General features: G+C 39.8%; 18 protein-coding genes. 13 read left to right on the forward strand and 5 right to left on the reverse strand.

Annotated features, from left to right (window positions below; genetic code table 11):
- Nucleotides 1-372: 372 nt before the first annotated feature.
- The gene (locus FS608_RS22665; protein ID WP_144554840.1) at nucleotides 373-1,701 is read right to left on the reverse strand and encodes a 6-phospho-beta-glucosidase; all 1,329 of its coding nucleotides are present in this window, start codon (nucleotides 1,699-1,701) and stop codon (nucleotides 373-375) included.
- Nucleotides 1,702-1,943: 242 nt separating this feature from the next.
- Here FS608_RS22665 and FS608_RS22670 point away from each other — a divergent pair, with 242 nt between their 5' ends.
- Entirely contained in the window at nucleotides 1,944-2,663 is a 720-nt protein-coding gene (locus tag FS608_RS22670) for a MurR/RpiR family transcriptional regulator (RefSeq protein WP_144554841.1), read from the forward strand.
- Between the two features lie 215 nt (nucleotides 2,664-2,878).
- Here the strand turns inward: FS608_RS22670 and FS608_RS30905 are convergent, their stop codons facing one another.
- Nucleotides 2,879-3,016, reverse strand: a complete 138-nt coding sequence (locus FS608_RS30905) for a hypothetical protein (protein ID WP_222127395.1) — start codon at nucleotides 3,014-3,016, stop codon at nucleotides 2,879-2,881.
- A gap of 353 nt (nucleotides 3,017-3,369) precedes the next feature.
- Between FS608_RS30905 and FS608_RS22675 the strand changes: the two genes are divergently transcribed.
- The 7 genes from FS608_RS22675 to FS608_RS22705 all read left to right on the forward strand — a co-directional run bounded on the left by FS608_RS22675 (nucleotide 3,370) and on the right by FS608_RS22705 (nucleotide 11,839).
- The gene (locus tag FS608_RS22675; protein ID WP_144554842.1) at nucleotides 3,370-4,632 is read left to right on the forward strand and encodes an MFS transporter; all 1,263 of its coding nucleotides are present in this window, start codon (nucleotides 3,370-3,372) and stop codon (nucleotides 4,630-4,632) included.
- 166 nt (nucleotides 4,633-4,798) lie between these two features.
- A complete protein-coding gene (locus tag FS608_RS22680) occupies nucleotides 4,799-5,821 on the forward strand; it encodes a zinc-binding alcohol dehydrogenase family protein (protein WP_144554843.1) in 1,023 nt (340 codons plus the stop codon).
- Nucleotides 5,822-5,842: 21 nt separating this feature from the next.
- Nucleotides 5,843-6,952, forward strand: a complete 1,110-nt coding sequence (gene uxuA / locus FS608_RS22685) for a mannonate dehydratase (protein WP_144554844.1) — start codon at nucleotides 5,843-5,845, stop codon at nucleotides 6,950-6,952.
- Nucleotides 6,921-8,558: a mannitol dehydrogenase family protein gene (locus FS608_RS22690; protein ID WP_144554845.1), complete on the forward strand. Its 1,638-nt coding sequence runs from the start codon at nucleotides 6,921-6,923 to the stop codon at nucleotides 8,556-8,558. Before uxuA ends, FS608_RS22690 begins: the two co-directional genes overlap by 32 nt.
- 553 nt (nucleotides 8,559-9,111) lie before the next feature.
- Entirely contained in the window at nucleotides 9,112-9,762 is a 651-nt protein-coding gene (locus tag FS608_RS22695) for a bifunctional 4-hydroxy-2-oxoglutarate aldolase/2-dehydro-3-deoxy-phosphogluconate aldolase (RefSeq protein ID WP_144554846.1), read from the forward strand.
- Entirely contained in the window at nucleotides 9,762-10,775 is a 1,014-nt protein-coding gene (locus FS608_RS22700; RefSeq protein ID WP_144554847.1) for a sugar kinase, read from the forward strand. The genes FS608_RS22695 and FS608_RS22700 overlap by 1 nt, the downstream gene beginning before the upstream one ends.
- 359 nt (nucleotides 10,776-11,134) lie before the next feature.
- Nucleotides 11,135-11,839, forward strand: a complete 705-nt coding sequence (locus tag FS608_RS22705) for a GntR family transcriptional regulator (protein WP_186328859.1) — start codon at nucleotides 11,135-11,137, stop codon at nucleotides 11,837-11,839.
- A gap of 53 nt (nucleotides 11,840-11,892) precedes the next feature.
- On the opposite strand, the gene FS608_RS22710 is transcribed toward FS608_RS22705, so the two are convergent.
- The 3 genes from FS608_RS22710 to FS608_RS22720 form a co-directional block, all read right to left on the reverse strand.
- Nucleotides 11,893-13,155 (reverse strand): MFS transporter, encoded by a 1,263-nt coding sequence (locus FS608_RS22710; RefSeq protein ID WP_144554929.1) that lies wholly within the window; start codon nucleotides 13,153-13,155, stop codon nucleotides 11,893-11,895.
- A 143-nt stretch (nucleotides 13,156-13,298) separates the two neighbouring features.
- A complete protein-coding gene (locus tag FS608_RS22715; protein WP_144554849.1) occupies nucleotides 13,299-14,312 on the reverse strand; it encodes a zinc-binding alcohol dehydrogenase family protein in 1,014 nt (337 codons plus the stop codon).
- A 63-nt stretch (nucleotides 14,313-14,375) separates the two neighbouring features.
- Nucleotides 14,376-15,881, reverse strand: coding sequence for a UxaA family hydrolase (locus FS608_RS22720; protein WP_144554850.1), 1,506 nt, complete (start codon nucleotides 15,879-15,881; stop codon nucleotides 14,376-14,378).
- 185 nt (nucleotides 15,882-16,066) lie between these two features.
- Between FS608_RS22720 and FS608_RS22725 the strand changes: the two genes are divergently transcribed.
- The 5 genes from FS608_RS22725 to FS608_RS22745 all read left to right on the forward strand — a co-directional run bounded on the left by FS608_RS22725 (nucleotide 16,067) and on the right by FS608_RS22745 (nucleotide 20,834).
- Complete coding sequence (locus FS608_RS22725) at nucleotides 16,067-16,939, forward strand: AraC family transcriptional regulator (RefSeq protein ID WP_144554851.1); 873 nt, start codon at nucleotides 16,067-16,069, stop codon at nucleotides 16,937-16,939.
- Between the two features lie 164 nt (nucleotides 16,940-17,103).
- The gene (locus FS608_RS22730) at nucleotides 17,104-18,585 is read left to right on the forward strand and encodes a tagaturonate reductase (RefSeq protein ID WP_144554852.1); all 1,482 of its coding nucleotides are present in this window, start codon (nucleotides 17,104-17,106) and stop codon (nucleotides 18,583-18,585) included.
- A gap of 554 nt (nucleotides 18,586-19,139) precedes the next feature.
- A complete protein-coding gene (locus FS608_RS22735) occupies nucleotides 19,140-19,484 on the forward strand; it encodes a hypothetical protein (protein ID WP_144554853.1) in 345 nt (114 codons plus the stop codon).
- A 43-nt stretch (nucleotides 19,485-19,527) separates the two neighbouring features.
- Nucleotides 19,528-20,406 (forward strand): FAD:protein FMN transferase, encoded by an 879-nt coding sequence (locus FS608_RS22740; RefSeq protein WP_144554854.1) that lies wholly within the window; start codon nucleotides 19,528-19,530, stop codon nucleotides 20,404-20,406.
- A gap of 101 nt (nucleotides 20,407-20,507) precedes the next feature.
- Entirely contained in the window at nucleotides 20,508-20,834 is a 327-nt protein-coding gene (locus tag FS608_RS22745) for a hypothetical protein (protein WP_144554855.1), read from the forward strand.
- The last annotated feature ends 386 nt before the right edge of the window (nucleotides 20,835-21,220 follow it).

Here is a 21,220-nt window from a genome sequence, read left to right on the forward strand (position 1 = left end):
TACACAAAAAATAAATCAGCTGCTTAACATTGTTTTTCATCAGGAATGAATTTACACATAATAATGGGCTTGACTAAGAATAGCTTAAATAGAAGGAGAAATTCCGCCTATTTAATCGAAAAACATGAAAATGGTGGATTTTGCTTTGCATAACCGGAAAAACTTCCCTTATTTTACCCTGAAACGAGCTCTATTCTGCAATTAACCGGAAAATCTCCGCTTATTCTAATTCCGTTGATTGCTTAATTAAGGACAAGAGGCTTCTTATTTAAATGGAAGTGAGATGAAAACCATCGCGGGACGGGTTTTTAATATTTAACTAACAGTGCCTGACACTCCCCGCATTATTCGGGGAGTGTCAGGCACTATTCTTTAAGCCTCTACTGCTGTAAAAAATTGTGGTAAGTATTCTTTATGTGCTTCTAACATATCATCTAAGATTTGTTTTGCAATTGTATCAGAAGGTACGAGCGGATTGATGGTCATTGCAAGTAGAGCTGTATTATAATCTCCGGTTACGGCAGCTTCTGCAGCAACACGCTCAAATGATTTAATTTGCTGGACAAGTCCTTGTACTGCGACAGGAAGCTCACCTACTGAAATTGGTTTAGGTCCTTCTTTTGTAATGATACAGTTTACTTCAACGGCAGAGTCATCTGCTATATTTGCAATCGCACCATTATTTCTTGTGTTTACTGGCTGGATGTCACGTCTATCGTTATAAATCGAATTAATTAGGTTGCAAGCGGCATCACTATAATAGGCACCACCGCGTTTTTCTAGTTGAGGAGGTTTAATCGCTAAATTTTGATCCTTATAAAGTTCAAATAGTTCATTTTCGACTTGCTTTACAACTTCCGCTCGAGTGCCTTCTTCTTTTGCTGCTCGGATTTCTTCTTCTAACATCTCACTAGTTTTATAATAATAACGGTGATATGGGCAAGGAATCGCGTTTAACCCACGAAGGAAATCAGGCTCCCAATCGATGGCTTTAATATTTTTCATGCTCATTGAGTTTTCGGGGTCCGCCATTTTTTCAATCACGTCACCAAGTACACTTACTCCATCTACATAAACATTTAAACCAAATACCATATGATTAAGCCCAGCGAAGTCGATGTCGACTCTTTCAGGAGCCACTTCTAGCATTTCGGCTGTTTGCATTTTTATGCCAACAGGAACATTACAGAGTCCCACTACCTTTTTAATATTACTATAACGGAGTACAGCTTCCGTTACCATGCCCGCAGGGTTTGTGAAGTTTACTAGCCAAGCATCAGGGCATAGTTCTTCGATATCCTTACAAATTTCCAAAATGACTGGAATGGTTCGTAAACCTTTAAATAATCCACCTGGTCCGTTTGTTTCTTGGCCAATGACATTATATTTTAATGGTATTCTCTCATCCTTTGCACGAGCATCAAGTAATCCAACACGGAATTGAGTGGTTACAAAGTCTGCGTCTTTAAGTGCTTCACGGCGATCAAGAGTTAAATGTACCTCAATTGGGAGACCGGCCTTTTCTATCATACGTTTAGCAAGAGAACCGACAATATTTAATTTTTCTTGTCCTGCTGGAATATCCACCAACCATAACTCCCTAATTGGCAGTTCATCGTATCTTTTAATAAAACCCTCTACAAGTTCAGGAGTATAACTTGAACCTCCGCCTATTGTAACAATTTTAATCCCTTTTTTCATGATTGTGCACCTCCGGATATTTTTAAATACTGTGTATATCAATGAAGTTTTTCTGTTCATCGAAAGTGTACCTCCAAATAATGCCGGTGGAAATAGAAGGGAAGGTTTTTGTAACAGTTGTCGTTAATAGTGATTTGTTACTTTGTGAAAACACTATGTTTTTTTAAACATGTGGTATGATAATTCCAATCACAATAGTTTTTGTTCATTAATGAATAGGGTCGACTAGAGGGGGGATTTATTTGTTTTCAAATGAAGTGATCAGCACTTTTAATGATCTGGAGATGTCTTTATATAATTATGTTATTAAAAACAGTGATAAAGTGATTTATATGCGGATAAGGGAATTGGCAAATGAGACGCACGTTTCGACTTCAACGATCCTACGATTTTGCCGAAAAGTGGATTGTGAAGGATTTTCGGAATTCAAAGTGAAGTTGAAGTTATTATTAGATAAAGACCAAACTCCTCATTTGAGAAGTTCGCAAGAGTCCTTATCTGAATTTCTAGAGCGGACGTTAAAAGGAAATCTTGATTCGTATATCATGGATGCAGCGGAAATGATCGCAGATTCTGATAGTGTTATATTTATTGGGATTGGGAGTTCTGGAATATTAGCAGAATATGGGGCAAGGTATTTCTCAAGCTTGGGTAAATTTTCCCTTTACATAAAAGACCCGCTCTTTCCAATTAGTGCGAAATATTTACAAAACAGTACGACGATAGCCTTGTCTGTATCAGGAGAAAATCGGTTTACGGTTACGCATATTAATCAACTTAAACAAGAAGGAAGTAAGATTGTCAGCATTACAAACAGTCAACATTGCACGGTTGCAAAACTTTCAGATGTAAATGTACCTTACTATGTAACAGAGGAAAAGTATAATAATTCAAATATAACAACCCAAATTCCAGTTATGTATATTTTGGAATCAATCGCACGTGAAGTAAACAAACAATAAGTGCCTGTCACCACCAGCATTTTGTCGAATTTATCGACATGATTCGGTGGTGTCAGGCACCACTTTTATGATAGAGTTTGTTCCTTCTCTAATAAAAAGGAATAGGACTCAGTGTCAATCGGTTGATTGGAAAGGATGCTGAAAACGCATCGGCCGTCGCCGATTATTATGTGAACAAAACTTACAACCGCAAGCCCCTGCAATCATGTATGGGGTTAGGTTGTTTTTTTATGGCTCTTTTCGTAAATTTTGTTGCTGTGTTCGATTCGGGTCCATTCGGACACAGCTTTCGAGGTTTCAAAGGCAATCGTGTCCGAACATTGGCCGTCTTCGGACAGCTTTCGTAACTTCAAAGGCAATCGTGTCCGAACATTGGCCGTCTTCGGACAGCTTTCATAGTTTCAAAGGCAATCGTGTCCGACATCGGTCGAGAAACCATGGGGGCGGTTCCCTTGGTCACTTTAACCGCAAAAAAAGCCAGGAGAACCGTCCCTCTGGCACCTGTAAAAAAAAGGCAAATAAAAAATATTCAGAAGATACTAGTATACTAGTATATGAGTGTGGTAATATCTCTATGTAGACTTTTTGTATAGGCTTACATTTAAGCTAAAAGGAGTGAAAGCTAAAATATCCGAAATTAATATTTTTTTATTATTTAAAGTAAACGTTTGCATTGGAGTCAAAACATTACAAGGAGGTTTAATATATGTTTTCAAAAGGTAAAACAATTGTATTAGTAATGCTTTTCTTAGCAGGTGTGGTGAACTACTTAGACAGATCTGCTCTCTCTATAGCGGCACCTTTTATTACCGAAGATTTACATTTATCACCGACACAATTGGGGATCGTCTTTAGTAGCTTCTCTGTTGGATACGCCATTTTCAACTTTATTGGCGGAGTAGCGTCTGATAAATACGGGGCAAAACTTACTTTGTTTGTAGCTATGGTTGTTTGGTCTCTATTCAGCGGTGCGATTGCGCTAGCATTCAGCCTTGCCAGCTTGATTGTTATTCGGGTACTTTTTGGAATGGGCGAAGGGCCATTGTCAGCAACCATTAATAAAATGGTCAATAACTGGTTCCCTTCAGATAAACGGGCAACAGCAATTGGGCTTGCTAATAGTGGTACACCACTAGGAGGAGCAATTGCCGGTCCTATCGTTGGGATCATTGCCTTGAATTATGGCTGGAAAGTCTCTTTCGTGCTCATTATGATCATTGGATTAGTTTGGGCAGTATGCTGGTGGATGTTTATTAAGGATAAACCTGCTGAGGAAAGCAAGCAAAATAATGGCGCTGCAATGCCAGGTCAAAATCAGTCAGGTGCAAAAATACCATTAACATTTTATTTAAAACAAAAAACGGTCCTATTTACAGCTTTTGCGTTCTTCGCGTATAACTATATTCTATTTTTCTTCTTAACTTGGTTCCCAAGTTATTTAACTGATGCACGCGGCCTAAGTATTAAAGAGATGAGTGTCGTAACCGTTATTCCTTGGGTATTGGGTTTCATTGGTCTAGCTTCAGGCGGTATGGTTTCTGATTTTGTGTATAAAAAAGTAGGAAAAGCATTATTTGCTCGTAAAGTAGTATTAGTATCTTGTTTGTTTACATCAGCCGTTTGTATTGGGATTGCCGGTCTTGTTACTACCACAGTGGCTGCTGTAAGTTTAGTAGCATTATCCGTTTTCTTCTTATATTTAACAGGTGCGATTTACTGGGCGATCGTCCAAGACGTTGTCGATCAAAAGAACGTAGGATCTGTTGGAGGATTCATGCACTTCTTGGCTAATACCGCTGGAATCATTGGTCCTACATTAACTGGTTTCCTTGTGGAGAAATCTGGCACTTACACCGCGGCATTTTTATTGGCCGGAGGGTTAGCAGTTTTTGCTTCATTAGCAGTCATTAAATTTGTTAAACCTATTACTAAAAAGTATAAGGGCGAGTTGACAGGGAAAGCGGTTTAATAGCGTAACGAATAACTTGTACACTAGTATACCAGTGTAATATAATGAAACTATATCAAATGAATTTAATTTTACGCCCTATCTTGTATACTAGTATCCCGTCTTTTTATCCCTATCCTTGTATACTAGTATTTAAGAGAAAAAGGGTATTGAGGAGTATGAAGTAATGAAAGCGATACAAGTGGTTAAACCAGGGCAGCTTGAAATCATTGAGAAAGAAATGCCACAGATCCAACATGAAAATGAGGTTCTGATTCAGGTGAAGATGGCTGGGATCTGTGGTTCAGATATGCATATCTATCATGGAACCTCACCAGTCGCTACCTATCCGCGGGTAATCGGACATGAAGTCACTGGCCAAGTAGTAAAGATTGGTGGGGACGTTACCTCCCTTAAGGTGGATGATCATGTTGTCATCGAACCGATTCTCACTTGTGGAGAATGCTATGCGTGCCGATCTGGACGGCAAAATGTCTGTCAGAATTTAAAGGTATTTGGGGTTCACATTGATGGTGGTTATCAGGAGTATGTAGTTGTCCCTGAAAAAATGGCTCACAAAGTTGACCCAACATTGGCTTGGAAAGAAGCAGTTTTAGTAGAACCCTTTACAATTGGGGCACAAGCAAATTGGCGTGGGGATGTCAGGCAGGGAGATGTTGTGTTTATCATGGGCGCCGGCCCGATTGGGATTTGTGCCTTGCAGGTTGCCAAGTATAGAGGGGCAACAGTTATCATTTCAGATTTAAGTGAAGAAAAGCTGAGCTATGCCGAAAGCCTTGGTGCTGATTTTACGGTCAATCCGTTGAACGAAGATATTTTTCAAAAAATTAATGAATTAACTGAGGGAATGGGCGCGAATGTTGTCATCGATGCCGTATGTACAACAAAAACATTCGAACAAGCTGTCCAACTTGCATCAGTTGCTGGAAGAATTGTTGTTTTAGGATTTAGTGAAGAAAAGTCAGGGATTCCGCAGCTGGAAATTACGAAAAAAGAACTGACCGTCAGTGGATCCAGATTGCAAACGAACCAGTTTCCAGAAGTCATTGACCTTTTCAATCATAGAAAAATAGATACAGATAGCTTTGTTACACATACGTTTCCTTTCGAGCAAGTGAAAGAAGCGATTCAATTAATCGAAACAAATCCAGATGCAGTTAGAAAAGTTCATTTAGATTTTTCACGATAAAAAGAGAAGGAGTGGATATCGATGCAAATGACATGGAGATGGTATGGTGAAGGGAACGACTCGATTACACTTGATCATATTCGGCAAATTCCAGGTGTAATGGGTGCGGTTTGGTCTCTGCATGATAAAGTTGCAGGGGAAGAATGGGAAATGGAAAGAATCCAGGAGGTTGCGGACCAAATTCGCAGCAAAGGATTCAGCCCGGCTGTAGTAGAAAGCGTAAACATTCATGATGATATCAAAATCGGATTGCCTACCAGGGATAAGTATATCGATATTTATATCGATACCATTAAGAAGCTTTCTAAAGTCGGAGTAAAAGTGATTTGCTATAATTTTATGCCGGTTTTTGACTGGACAAGAACAGACTTATATAAGGAATTGCCAGACGGTTCCAATGCTCTGTTTTATGAAAAAGCGGCGATTACCGATGATCCAAAAGATATGGTTGAAAAAATCCTCGGCGGAGCCGGTGAATTTACGATGCCGGGCTGGGAGCCAGAACGTATGGCGAAGTTGGATGAATTGTTTAAAGCGTATGAGGGTGTGACCGAGGACATTCTTTTCGACAACTTGAAATACTTCCTTGAACGAGTGATCCCTGTATGTGAGGAATATGATGTGAAAATGGCGATCCATCCGGATGATCCGGCTTGGCCGATTTTCGGCTTGCCGCGTATTATTCGAAATCGGGAGTATATCAGAAGATTCCTAAATCTAGTGGACAGCCCCTACAATGGCTTAACATTCTGCACAGGGTCATTAGGAACCAATCCAGAAAACGATCTACCGGCAATGATTCGCGAATTTCATGATCGAATCCACTTTGCGCATATCCGTAATGTAAAGGTTTTTGAAAATGGCGATTTTATTGAGGTCTCTCACCGCGGCCAGGATGGAAGTGTCGATGTAGCCGAAGTCATCAAAGCGTACCATGAAAATGGATTTACAGGTTATGTCCGCCCGGATCACGGCCGTCACCTTTGGGGCGAAGAGAAACACTGCAGACCTGGTTATGGGCTGTATGACAGAGCGCTTGGAATTATGTACATGCTGGGTGTTTGGGACAGCCTGGAAAAAGAGAAAGGAAGAGAGCTAAGTGCTACAGTTAAAGAGAAACAGCATAGTTAATGAAGCTGAAGCATGGAAAGAAATCGGTGTCGAACTTCCGCAATTTGATTTTGAACAGGTTGCCAAAAACACGCTAGAAAAGCCGCAGTGGGTACACTTTGGTGCTGGAAATATTTTTAGGGCCTTTGTGGCCAATGCGCATCAAAAACTGTTAAACCAAGGACTAGCCGAGACCGGAATTATTGCGGTGAAAACGTATGATTTTGACATGATCGAACGGTTAAATAAGCCGTATGATAACCTGACCCTGCTTGTCACCATGAAAGCAAACGGCTCTTTTGAGAAGACCGTCATTAACAGCATTGTCGACACGATTGCCGCTGATTTTAACCGGAACGATGAATTCAACCGACTGATTGAGATTTTTGAAAATCCAAGTCTACAGATGGCCAGTTTTACAATTACGGAAAAAGGCTATACCTTGACCAATCCATCTGGAGAGTTCATAGGCATGGTTGAGAAGGATTTTGAAACTGGTTTGGATCAACCGGTCCATGCCATGAGCATTGTCACATCGCTTGTCTACCGCAGATATTTGAAAGGCCAATATCCGATGACTTTCGTCAGCATGGATAACTGTTCCCATAATGGCGACAAGCTCAAAGCTGCCGTCTTAACGATTGCAAAGGAATGGCTCAAAAGGGGACAGGTGGAGGAAGGCTTTATTGCTTATCTTGAGGATGAAGGCAAGATCACCTTCCCTTTCACCATGATTGATAAAATTACGCCAAGGCCATCTGAAAAGGTGAAAGAAGCTCTTGTTGATCAAGGGATTACCGGCATGGATATCATAGTCACACCTAAAAATACGTATACGGCGCCTTTCGTCAATGCAGAAGTAAGTGAATATCTTGTCATAGAAGACAAATTCACGAATGGCCGTCCAGCTCTAGAGCAGGCGGGAATTATTTTTACGGACAGGGAAACGGTGAACAACATTGAAACGATGAAGGTAACCACTTGCCTGAATCCGCTTCATACAGCATTGGCTGTTTCCGGCTGCCTGCTTGGCTATACGTTGATTGCAGATGAAATGAAAGACGAAACACTGAGAAAGTTTGTAGAAATGATCGGTTATCAAGAAGGATTGAAGGTAGTGGTCGACCCTGAGATTATTAGCCCGAAAGCCTTCCTGGATGAAGTTTTGAACGAACGCTTTTCTAACCCTTATATCCCGGATACGCCGCAGCGCATCGCGTGTGACACCTCCCTAAAAGTTGGAATCCGCTTCGGTGAAACGTTGAAGTCCTATGTACAAAGGGAGGACCTGAATCCGGCTGATTTGAACGGTATCCCGCTTGCGATTGCAGCGTGGTGCCGCTATCTCCTCGGCATTGATGATGAAGGCAAGGCATTTACGCTAAGTCCTGACCCGCAGCTTGAGACCCTGAAGGCGGCACTTGATGGTGTTGCTTTGGGTGACCGAACATCTAATATAAATATAATCCTATCCAATGAAGCGATTTTTGGAGTCAATTTGTATGAGATAGGGTTGGGCGAAAAGATTGAGTCCATGTTCTATGACATGCTTGCCGGCACCGGTGCCGTGCGCCGTACTTTAGAGAAGTATGTTATATCAGATAAGGAAAAAATTGCGGTTAGATAGGTGTTGGTGGGTCATGCGAAGTTTGTCATGGCCCATTTCCTATTATTGACGACCCAACTTGCGGTACAAGTAAAAATTGGGCAGCCAATAAGCCGGATAGGCGACTGAAAAGGCAGCAAAAGTAAAAGTTGGGTAGCCAATAAGCCGGATAGGCGACCGAAAAGGCAGCAAAAGTGAGAATTGGGTAGCCAATAGCCGGATAGGCGACTGAAAAGGAAGCAAAAGTAAAAGATGGGTAGCCAATAAGCCGGATAGGCGACTGAAAAGGCAGCAAAAGTGAGAATTGGGTAGCCAATAGCCCGGATAGGCAACTGAAAAGACGTCACAAGTAAAAAATGGGCAGCCAATTAGCCAGATAGACGACCGAAAGGCAGCAAAAGTAAAAGTTGGGTAGCCAATAAGCCGGATAGACGACCGAAAAGGCGTCACAAGTAAAAGTTGGGTAGCCAATAGCGCGGATAGGCGACTGAAAAGACGTCATAAGTAAAAATTGGGTAGCCAATCACTTTATAGCTGCTAGTAGAAAAGAAATAAATGAAAGGTGGAGTAAATAATGAAAAAACTAGACGTATTAACGAAAATATCCGATTGTGGGGTCGTCGCTGTTGTAAGAGCCGATTCCAAGGAAGAGGCTATTAAAATATCAGAAGCATGTGTAGAGGGAGGCATTCAAGGAATTGAGGTCACTTTCACTGTAAAAGGTGCAGATGAAGTCATCAAGGAATTAGCTTCTATTTACGGAGAGAATTCAAATGTCGTCATTGGAGCGGGGACGGTTCTTGATGCAACGACTGCAAGGATCGCGATTCTTGCCGGTGCACAGTTTGTTGTTAGTCCGGCATTTGATGCAGATACAGCCAAACTATGTAATCTCTACCAAATCCCATATATGCCAGGATGCATGACGATCACCGAAATAAAGCAGGCGTTAGAGGCCGGAGTCGATATCGTGAAACTATTCCCTGGCAATGCATTCGGCCCTGACTTTGTCACAGCTATAAAAGCTCCTCTTCCACAAGTGAACATTATGCCAACGGGCGGAGTCAACCTGGATAATGTTGATAAGTGGATTAAAAATGGCTGCGTTGCGGTTGGTGTGGGTGGAAATTTAGTATCACCGGCCAAGCAAGGGAATTATGGCAAAATTACTGACTATGCCAAGCAATATGTCCAAAAAGTACAAGAAGCGAGAGGGAACGACTGATGAAAAAAATAGTTACACTTGGAGAAATTATGCTTCGCTTTTCCGTAGAGACTGGTGAACGGCTTGTTCAAGCTGATCAGCTTAGCATGCATTATGGCGGTGCAGAGGCAAATGTCGCCATTTCACTTTCCAACTTTGGACATGACGTCTATTTTGTTAGTAAAGTACCGGAAAATCCATTAGGCAAAGCTGTGGAGAGACATTTGAAATCCTACGATGTCCACACTGACTATTTGATTAAAGGCGGGGAACGGTTAGGTTCCTACTATCTGGAAACAGGCGTAGGACAAAGAAATGCCCAAGTGACGTATGATAGGAAGTACTCAAGTTTTTCAATGCTTAGACCAGATGAAATCGATTTTGATGAAGTTTTTTCAGGGGTAGAACTCTTTCATGTTACCGGAATCACCCCGGCCCTATCCCCAGGCTTAAAGGAACTTACGTTGCTTGCGCTTAAAAAAGCGAAGGAAAAAGGGATACTTACCAGTTTTGATTTTAATTACCGGGCAAAACTTTGGAGCCAGCAAGAAGCAGGAGATACGTTTAAAACATTACTTCCCTTTGTGGATATCTGCTCCTTCGGTGAATTGGATGCCGTATATATTCTTGGCCTAGATCAAGCCGACCCTTCCTTGTCCAAAGAGGATAGATTGAGATATTACTATTCAAAAATGGTTGAATTGTATCCAAACATTCAGTATATCAGTTCAACGTTTCGAACGATTATCTCTGCTTCAACCAATACGCTGCAAGGAAACTATTACACTGGCGGGGAGTTATACCAATCAGAGATTTTCCAGATTGATCACATCGTTGACCGCGTAGGCGGCGGTGATGCATTTGCCGCAGGTATTTTACATGGAATCTTAGAAAATAAGCCTTCCCAGGAACTTATCACATTTGCGACAGCAGCATCTGTCTTAAAACATACCGTTCATGGTGATTGTAATGTGTTTTCAATAGATGAGGTAGCTGCCTTTGCAAACAATGGTCCAGGGAAAATATCCCGCTAAATGTGGGAGAACAGGGGGGCGGTTCTTGTGGTCTGAACTTATTTCATTTACCGTGAAGTGATTAATTTTACTCCTTCGGGCAATTGAGTCCCATTTCATTGACCGTAAAGAGGAAAATAGCCCTCCCGCGGTAAATGGAGACCCGTTTCATTGACCGAAAAGAGGAAAATTACCCTCCCACGGTAAATGGAGTCCCATTTCATTGACCGTAAAGAGGAAAATAGCCCTCCCGCGGTAAATGGAAGTTCATTTACACCAAGAGAACTGTCCCTAAGGCATTTGCGACCGATTCGTGTTGACTTAAATAACACACAGAAGTAGAATTTAGTTTACAAGTATAGTGCAAAGAGGTGTCCACTTTGGGCCTTAATAGTATCTCTTCTCCCAACAGAAAAACATTGGGAAAAGCAGCCTATGATAAAATCCGTGAAGAAATTATTACATTAAATTTTAAGCCAGGACAAATGTTATCGGAAAGTGAACTGGCAGCTGTTTTAGGCGTAAGCCGTACACCGATTCGTGAAGCTTTTCTCATGCTCATGCGAGAAGAATTACTTGATATAATTCCACAGCGGGGGGCACGCGTTGCTTTAATATCAGTAAAGAAAGTGGAAGAAGCCAGGTTTGTAAGAGAAAGTTTGGAAATAAGTGCGTTCAAATCAGTGGCTAGAAACTGGAATCCTGATGATTTATGTCAAAAAGAAATGGAAGCAAAGGCGCTTGAATTAATTGAAAAACAACAACAAGCCGCGATAAAGGGAGAAAATATAGAATTCTTACAGTTGGATGAGGCATTTCATCAACTTTTTTTGGACCTTGTTGAAAACCAAACATTAAATTTTGTTGTGTTACAAATGAGAGGCCATTTGAATCGGATGCGTTACTTAGAGTTAAAGACACCAAACCATATGGAAAATGTGGTAAGTCAACATCGAAGTATCCTTCAAGCTGTTTTTTCCAATAACGAAGAGGAAACAGAGAAATTATTGCAGTACCATTTTAGCCACAAAAAAGACGAATTACCTGAAGTAATAGAAATGTATTCTGACTATTTTACTTCTTAACTAGACTTCATCATTAAACGTAAAAATCGACAGGCAGCACCTGTCGATTTTTTCTATACTGTCATTTTTACGGATTTCGTATTACTGGGATATTTAATGGGACGAACAAATCGGATGACTGATAAGGAAGCAAAGATTGCTAATCCGCCTGCAAGTAAAAACGCAGAGGTGAATGAACCAGATTTATCAACCAAGAACCCAGTTAAAGCAGGCCCGATGATCCCAGCAGTATTCGCCAAGAAGTGCATGAAGCCCCCTACTGAACCAACACTGCTTTGTTCCACAACGTCTTGGACGATCGCCCAGTAAATTGCCCCTGTCAAGTATAGGAAAAATACCGAAAATGCAACCAATGTTACCGCGCTGACTGTTGTTGTGACAAGGCCAGCTCCTCCGATACAAACAGCTGAAATAAATAGACAAGTTACCAGTACAACTTTTCTTGAGAATAGGACACCTTTATTGGTGAATTTTTTGAAAACAAAATCTGAAACAAATCCGCCAGAAGCTAGTCCAATAAATCCGACGATCCATGGGATCATGGTTATTACACTCATTTCTTTAACATCCATGTGACGAGCATCTACCAAATAACTTGGAAACCAAGTTAAGAAGAAGAATAAAATATAGTTATAGGAAAAGAATGCGAATGCTGTGAATAATACTGTTTTTTGTTTCAAATAAAACGTTAATGGACGTTTTTGCTTTGGAACCTGGTTGATTTTTACGACAGTTGACTTTTCCACAGATGCTTCCGGTTTTTCTTTAACAAATTTCCACCAAAATATTGCCCAAACAAGACCTAAAGCCATAATAAATAGGAAGGATATTTTCCAGCTGAATGATATGGCAATAAAACCTACAATTGGTCCTGAAATGGCTCCACCAAGAGGTGTTCCACTATTCGTTAAACCAACAGCAGACGCACGTTGGTCAGCAGGGAACCAGTTATTGACCATTTTACTGATTGTTGCAGAAAGCGGGCCCTCACCCATTCCAAATAAAACACGAATGACAATTAAACTTGTAAATCCAACGGCTAATGCAATTGCACCGCTAAATAATGACCAAACGATCATCGCAACAAACAGTGTAAGTTTCGCACCGTATTTATCAGAAGCCATTCCGCCAATAAAGTTGAAAATGGCATATCCAACAGAAAAACTACTAAAAATGATTCCCATTTGTGTGGCTGATAGTGATAAGTCTTCTTTAATAAATGGAGCACCAATGGACAAGGCAGAACGGTCTAAATAATTGATAACGCCAGCTATGAATAATAAGATCATTACAGGTAATTTATCTTTGGTGAACATCTTTGATAACATTTATTTACCCCCTAAAATTTTGTCAGCGCTTTCTTGCAATATCTAAAGCATCCCAATGGTTCTTTTAAAAGATTACTTGATCATCTGCAAATGATTCCTTAAGGGAATCATTTGCAGCCCCAGATTAGCTATTACACTTCAACAATCGCCTTAATTACCTTTGCCTCTGGTGTTAACCACTCTTCAAATTGATTGATCATCTCATCAAAGCTTGCCCGATGTGTAATATACGATTCGATATCCACTCCACCACTTTGAACGGCATTCACTACATATTCAAAATCTTTCCGAGTAGCATTGCGGCTGCCCATTAAGGTAAGTTCTTTTTTATGGAAATCAGGGTCATCGAATGAAATATTCCCCTTGGTTAAACCAACATAGATTAATTTTCCGCCATGTGCAGGAAAGTTAAACGCATCAGACATAGATTTAGCATTTCCTGTTGCATCAAATACAACTGTAGGCATTTCTCCATTTGTGATCTCGTTCAATTTCTCCACCGGATTATCCAATGCGTTTACAGTGTAATCGACACGGGCCCATTCACGGCAAAAAGCTAAACGTTCTTCGTTTACATCCATGGCAATCACTTTTGCCCCTTCATGCTTAGCAAAAGCCATGACCCCTAAACCAATAGGACCTGCTCCAATGACTAGAACGTACTCACCTTGCTTCAGTTCAGAACGTCTAACCGCATGTGCCCCTATACTTAGAGGTTCGATCATCGCTGACTGATCTAGTGTCAGCCCTGCTGTTTTGACTAAATGATTGTAAGGGACGGTGATCCATTCACTCATTCCACCTTCAATGTGGACACCCAAGACTCTCATATCTGTACAGCAATTCGTTTTTCCATTTCGGCAGGCAATACATTCACCGCAATTCATGTACGGAATAATTGATACTTGATCGCCTGCCTTAAAGCCAGCAGGGTTCTCACCGATCGACTCAATTTCACCAGAAAGTTCATGACCGAGTGTACGAGGATAACTGAAGAAAGGCTGGTTTCCTCTGTACGCATGGTAATCAGTTCCGCAAATACCAATGCGGCGGATTCGGACTAAAGCGTCACCCGTTTTTAGCTCAGGTTTTTCTACTTCAACCATTTTAAATTGATTCGGTTGTTCACAAACAATACTTTTCATTTGGAATGGCACTCCTTTATTTTACATGACAATTTTATTTATGAGACTTCTAGATTTTGGTAGTTAAAGAACGACTCCATCTTTGAAAATACTAATTTCTCTAAAACCAAACTTTTCATTATTGGTTTTCTTTTCTCCTGATGCGAGGTCAAGAATATATTGGAATAGATCAACTTTCAGTTCATCCATGGTTCTTCCTTCAAGCAGCTGTCCGGCATTATAGTCAATCCAATTCTTTTTGCGTTTGGCTAAATCGGAATTCGTCGCTAATTTTACGGTTGGTACCGGCCCTCCAAATGGGGTTCCTCTACCCGTTGTGAATAATACAATATGGGCACCCGCTGCAGTCAATGCAGTAACAGAGACAAGGTCATTACCGGGTGCGTTGATTAAATTCAATCCAGGTTTTACTACTCGTTCACCGTATGAACTTACATCCACAACGACAGCATGTCCGCCTTTTTGAGTACAGCCAAGCGATTTTTCCTCAAGTGTACTAATCCCACCTGCTTTATTACCTGGTGAAGGGTTTTCATAGATTACCTGATCATGACGAATAAAATATTCTTTAAAATCATTCACTAAGTGAACAATTTTATTAAAGACTTCCTCATTTTCTGCTCGATTCATCAAGATCGTCTCCGCCCCAAACATCTCAGGAACTTCTGTTAAAATTGCGGTGCCGCCATCAGCAACAATTAAATCAGATACCGCTCCAACTAAGGGATTTGCCGTTATACCAGAAAACCCATCAGAGCCGCCGCATTTCAATCCTATTTTCAGCTTTGAAACAGGTACCGGCTGCCGTTTAAATTGTTCTGCGTACTCTACTAATTCTTCAATTAAACGTAAACCAGTTTCTATTTCATCTTCTACTTCCTGGGACTTCATGAATTTTATGCGATTTGGAGGAAATTCACCAATCACCTCTTTAAAAGATTCAATTTGGTTATTTTCGCATCCTAGTCCTACAATCAAGACACTGGCTGCATTTGGATGTTGAGCCAAAGCAGCTAACAGCTTTTGTGTATTAGACAAATCATCCCCCAATTGGGAACATCCAAAAGGATGGGAGAAATGATAGATTCCATCGATTCCGCGATCCTTAAACTGTTCACTTGCCATTTTAGCAAGAGCTTCACATGTTTTATTAATGCAGCCTACCGTATTGATAATCCAGACTTCATTTCGGATTCCAGCTTCTCCATTTTCACGAAGATATCCCTGGAAGGTATGCTCCGATTCCTTTTTGACTTCCTGTTGGCTGATTGGTTGATAGGTATAATCCAAGATTCCCTTTAAACCGGTTTCAAGATTGTGGGTATGTACCCATTCTCCAGCAGAAATGTCCCTCTTTGCCTTACCAATTGAATAACCAAACTTGAGAACATCCTCCCCTTTATGTACAGGGCGGACTAAAATTTTATGCCCTTTAGGAATATCCTCTTGGATAGAAATATTGATTATGCCGTTTTCTTCGGTTTGAATTTGAAGATTTTCGCCCTGATGGACCTCATGCAAGGAAATGACCACATCGTCTTTGGAATGCAATTGCACTACTGTACTCATTCATTTTCCTCCCAGCTTTTAAAAATTTTGTAAACGAAGAGAAGAAAACCCTTTCATTTTTAGGAATGATTATCTCTAACATTTGCTTTCTTTTATATTAATCAACAAGAATCGAAATATAAATTACATGTTTTGCTTTATTTGTACCATTTTTTGATATAAGATATCTTTGGGTGATGAGCTAAATGAGAACAGTTCAAAAAATTTCAAACAACAATTTATTGTTTCCTTTTTCTTTTGTTTATCAAGATACGAAAAGTCCGCAGAAGGAATTGTCTGATCATATTCACGACTACTATGAAATTGTCTATGTCTATAGCGGAAAAGGGACTTTTTTCATTGATGACAATTTCTATGACATGCGGCAAGGTGATGTATTTCTTATCCCAAATGATACGATTCATCGTGCCATGCCTGATAAGGATGATCCGGTTACATCTACGATCATTTTTTTCAGCCCGACGTTAATTTATAATATTTTAATAGATGATGCTTTTTCTTTTTTACATTTGTTTGAGAGGGCAAAAAAAGTGAAGAATTATAAAATTGCTCTTTCACAGGATAATCAAAAGAAGATGGAAGGGAAGCTCTTAACCATTAATCAAGAAACGGTAAATAACCAACTGGGTAATAAGCATGCTTCTTTACTGATGGTTCATCAGATTATTCTAGATTTATATCGTGCCCATACGGATCATGAACAGCACTTAATCGAAAGGAACACTTACGGACCTGAGTGGGTTAAAGAAATTTTAGTCTATATTAATAGCAATATAAGCCAGCCCTTGAACCTGACCGAATTGGCGAGCCAGGCCCTTGTCAGTACCTCTCATTTCAGCAGAGTATTTAAACAAACAACCGGGATGGGATTGACGGTGTATTTAAACACCAAAAGAGTCATTAAAGCCAAAGAACTTTTAATAGAAACCAATCATTCTGTTTCGTATATCGCAGAAATATGCGGCTTCGAAAGCATGACCCATTTTCATAGAATCTTTAAGAAATATATAAATATGACTCCAGCCAATTTTCGAAAAGAGCATAAAATAGCACTTTAGCGGGAAAAAACACAGGGCCATCACCTGTGTTTTTTTGTTCCTTCATATCAAAATCGGATATAAACACAGCAAAACCTGTTAGTTTTCTTCCTTTTATTGATGATAAAATAAAGTCATATATTGTTAACGCTTTCAGATTTTAATTAAAAGGGATGATTCATTCAATGCAAAGATTAACGAAGGAAACTTGGGCTGATTACAGGGAATATCCGGAAAAGGTCATACAGTTTGGTGAGGGAAATTTTTTAAGGGGCTTTGTTGATTGGAAAATCGACAAAATGAATAAAGAAGCAAATTTTAATGGCAGTGTAGTTGTCGTTCAGCCAAGAGAACATGGAAAAATTATTCCTAAATTAAATGAACAAGACGGGTTATACACACTTTACCTGCAAGGAATCAAGAATAAGCAAGCGGTTAGAGAGCATCACGTGATCAATTGTATCAGCAGGGGAATTAACACCTATACAGATTACTCGCAGTATATAGAGCTGGCAGAAAACCCTGAATTAAGATTTATCTTTTCTAACACAACCGAGGCGGGTATTTATTATGAGGAAAATGATCAATTGGAGGACCAGCCGCAGAAAAGTTATCCGGCGAGGTTAACAGCTCTTTTATACCAACGATTTAAAGTATTCGCTGGTGATACTAATAAAGGATTTATCATTATTCCTTGTGAGTTAATTGATCGAAATGGTGAAAAACTGAAGGAAATCGTCCTTCAACATGCGCACACTTGGAAGCTGGGAGACGAATTTGTTCATTGGCTCCATGAGGCCAATACATTCTGCTGCAGCCTTGTCGATCGAATTGTTCCTGGTTATCCAAGTGACACGATTAATGAAATCACGGAAGAATTAGGCTATCAAGATGACCTTGTTGTCGTAGGAGAACAATACTATCAATGGGTCATTGAAGGTCCAGATTGGATTAAAGAGGAGTTCCCAACTGACAAAGCAGGTCTTGATGTTAAATTTGTCAGCAATATGACACCCTATCGGACAAGTAAAGTCAGAATTCTAAATGGTGCCCATTCTGCCATGACTCCTGTTGCTTATTTATACGGATTAGACACGGTGGGGGAAGCTGTGACAAATGAAATCACCAAGAAGTTTGTGGAAGAGTTAATTTATGAAGAAATTATTCCTGTATTAGAGATGCCAGAACAAGAATTGAAGCTTTTTGCAGAGGCTGTGCTGGAAAGGTTTATGAATCCATTTGTTACTCACTATATGAGCAGCATTGCCTTAAACTCCATGTCTAAGTTTAAAACCAGGGATTTACCGTCTTTGCTAGAATATCTGGACAAGAAGAAGGAACTCCCTAAAAAATTAACCTTCTCGCTTAGTGCCTTAATCAGTTTCTACAAAGGAAAAAGAGGGGAAGAAGAGATTCAGCTACAGGATGATCAAGATATTTTAGTTCTGTATAAATCCTTATGGGAAAACTATGATGGAACAGACAGCGGTATAAAACAAATCGTTACATCTGTACTTGCTTATGAAAAGGTTTGGGGTATGGACCTAAACAATGTGCCAAAGTTAACAGATGCTGTGACGAATTATCTCATTAAAATTGAAAATGATGGGATGAGAGAAGCTATTAAAGAGGTTATTAAAATGAATGGCAGAATTGAAGTGGGTTGATCCCGATCAATTTTATACTATATGCAAAATGGCAGGGAATGAGGTGATATTAACACCTTGTTCTTTTTTCTGTTTAAAAGACCTATCTGGAATCTATTAATCTATCTGTTTTTATGGTATCGCAAATAAAGGAGCTAGTTTCGCAAACAAATCTATTATTTCGTAAAAAACTCTCTCATACCTGTTCGGATATTAGGCTCATTTGCTGAAATGGGCCTCTTTTTAGTTACCATTTTGATGGTTGGGTACTTGGTTAATAGGGTTTGAACATTTTATCTGCCACTTTGGAGACTTTATCTGCCACTTTTGGAAAATATCAGCCGCTTTCCCGCTTTTATCGGCCACTTTTAGAATATATCTGCCGCTTTTCCATTTTTATCGGCCACCTCCCGTTTTCCTACTATAATCCCAGGGGACCATTCAAGTGGTCACTTTAATCTCCTCAAAAAAAGCCAGAGGAAACGTCCCCTTCTCTTAAGACTAAATTAAGGTTGGCGTTTCATAATGCAGACATGGACTTAGTAAGCATTTAAAAATTGAAAGGAGTCCTTCACATGCAAAAAAAGAAATTTACCTCTTGGGGAGTGAGCTTTGCCAGTCTTGCTCTTGTCGCGGGAATGATGTCATATATGGGAATTACCAATAAAGATACAACAAGCACAACAACTACAGTAGCAACAACACAAAATTCAACTCAAGTCTATCAAAGTGAGAGCAACCAAGATTCATCAATCACCTATGAGGTCCCTAGCCGAACTACTGATACTAGTACATCAACTGATACTAGTGAATCTACGGATACTTTTGAAACTAGGCAGTCAGATGACCAATCTTTTTCACAAGACCATTCGTTTCCAAGTCAACATGGAGGCTTTGATACGACAACCGGAGGAACCTGATGAACGATGGTGCATTTGAGACTACTACAGGAGGAAATTGAACATGTATAAGTATAACTTTAATTCTATGAGTACAATGGTACAACTATCAATCAATCAAGAACTATTCGCCAATGATCTCATGCCAGTATACAAATTATTTGCCTCTGTTGAAGACACCTGCAGCCGGTTTAAAGAAGATAGTGAGTTATCCAAGTTAAATCAGCAGCTAGGGCAGGAAGTCGAGGTATCGGATCAATTATTTAGTATTTTAAAAGAAGCACTTAGATTTTACGAAGAAACAGATGGAGTATTTCATCCTGGTATTTTGTCAGCAATTGAAAACTGCGGGTATACAAAATCGATTGAGTATATTAAAGGGAGGGAGTTGCTGGCTCCATCCCCTATAGCCCCAGTGTTTACGAAAATGAGACCTTATCAATTAGATGAGGAAAGACAAACAGTGGTTTTGCATACTCGTATTGATTTAGGTGGAATCGCTAAGGGCTGGGTGGTCGATCGTGCAGCTGATATATTATCCGATATTGGATATGGATTTGTTAATGTTGGCGGAGATATACGGATCTTTGGAAGTCTGCCGCGGCACTTAAACATTGGTATTGAAGATCCCTTTGACCCATCAAAAATGCTCTCTTCCGTCCAAGTAACTGATGGGGCTGTCGCCACATCTACTTCGATGAAAAGAAGATGGAAAGTGAATGGAAGTAGTAAGCATCACCTGATTGATGCCACAACAGGCGAACCGTCTGCGAGCAAGATTATCTCTTCTACGGTAACGGCGCCTACGGCAGTTGAAGCAGATGTATTAGCGAAAGTAGTTCTATTATTGGGAGAAGAGCGCGGAAAGGCATTGCTTTCTATCAAAAAGAATCCAGCGGTTATCATAAATGAAGCAAAAGAAATTTGGAGAGGTGGCGAATAAAATGGAATCTCTTGAATGGTATGCAATCCGAGCTACAGGGATTGTCGCATATCTATTATTATATTTAGCGGTCACTAGGAATTTTGCTGATTGATACTTATATGAAATTTAGTTGGTCTGATATTCTAATTCCATTTAGCGGCAGCTATGAAACGGTTTCTATGGGATTAGGTTCGATTGCGACGTATATCTTAATTTTAACGATTGTCACTTCGAAGTTCCGTAAGAAAATTGGTTACCAAAGATGGCAGAAGCTGCATGCTCTTAACCCCATTCTTTATATTCTAGTTACTGTACACGGGTTAATGAGTGGTACGGATTTCCAAGGGACGGTTTTAGCGGTGGTTAATATCGTACCAGTAGTTCTCATGTTAGGAATGTTTCCTTCTGATAAGAAGAAGTTAATGGAGGGGAATGGAGCAATTTAGAAATGGGTTGGAGGTTTCTCCAAGCCATTTTTTTATTTCCCCAACCTGACCTTAATTTCCATATTTTTATAGAAGCATAGATAACGAGAGATTGTATCATAGAGTAAGAAGTAATATACACAAATATATTCTCTATATCGGTAAAATATAAGATGATCTGCACAAATAAGAAGGTTTTATTTGATAACTATGGCATTTTTTGGGATATAATGCGCAAAAGATAAACGCTTACAAGACTTTTAATTGATAATTTTCAGAATAATTGTTGACTTTTTTCGACTTAGTAATTAATATAATGTTATATAACGTTACTAATCTTTGCGAATTATATTACTATTCTATAATAGTGAAAAAATTGAAGAAAAATAATAAGGAGGATGGAAAAA

The organism is Bacillus sp. X1(2014) (assembly GCF_007678255.1).

Bases quoted from the DNA above. Each gene is read 5' to 3' on its own strand.
- FS608_RS22665 (WP_144554840.1), bottom strand. From the start codon at position 1,701: ATGAAAAAAGGGATTAAAATTGTTACAATAGGCGGAGGTTCAAGTTAT.
- FS608_RS22675 (WP_144554842.1), top strand. From the start codon at position 3,370: ATGTTTTCAAAAGGTAAAACAATTGTATTAGTAATGCTTTTCTTAGCA.
- FS608_RS22680 (WP_144554843.1), top strand. From the start codon at position 4,799: ATGAAAGCGATACAAGTGGTTAAACCAGGGCAGCTTGAAATCATTGAG.
- uxuA (WP_144554844.1), top strand. From the start codon at position 5,843: ATGCAAATGACATGGAGATGGTATGGTGAAGGGAACGACTCGATTACA.
- FS608_RS22695 (WP_144554846.1), top strand. From the start codon at position 9,112: ATGAAAAAACTAGACGTATTAACGAAAATATCCGATTGTGGGGTCGTC.
- FS608_RS22700 (WP_144554847.1), top strand. From the start codon at position 9,762: ATGAAAAAAATAGTTACACTTGGAGAAATTATGCTTCGCTTTTCCGTA.
- FS608_RS22710 (WP_144554929.1), bottom strand. From the start codon at position 13,155: ATGTTCACCAAAGATAAATTACCTGTAATGATCTTATTATTCATAGCT.
- FS608_RS22715 (WP_144554849.1), bottom strand. From the start codon at position 14,312: ATGAAAAGTATTGTTTGTGAACAACCGAATCAATTTAAAATGGTTGAA.
- FS608_RS22720 (WP_144554850.1), bottom strand. From the start codon at position 15,881: ATGAGTACAGTAGTGCAATTGCATTCCAAAGACGATGTGGTCATTTCC.
- FS608_RS22725 (WP_144554851.1), top strand. From the start codon at position 16,067: ATGAGAACAGTTCAAAAAATTTCAAACAACAATTTATTGTTTCCTTTT.
- FS608_RS22730 (WP_144554852.1), top strand. From the start codon at position 17,104: ATGCAAAGATTAACGAAGGAAACTTGGGCTGATTACAGGGAATATCCG.
- FS608_RS22735 (WP_144554853.1), top strand. From the start codon at position 19,140: ATGCAAAAAAAGAAATTTACCTCTTGGGGAGTGAGCTTTGCCAGTCTT.
- FS608_RS22740 (WP_144554854.1), top strand. From the start codon at position 19,528: ATGTATAAGTATAACTTTAATTCTATGAGTACAATGGTACAACTATCA.
- FS608_RS22745 (WP_144554855.1), top strand. From the start codon at position 20,508: ATGAAATTTAGTTGGTCTGATATTCTAATTCCATTTAGCGGCAGCTAT.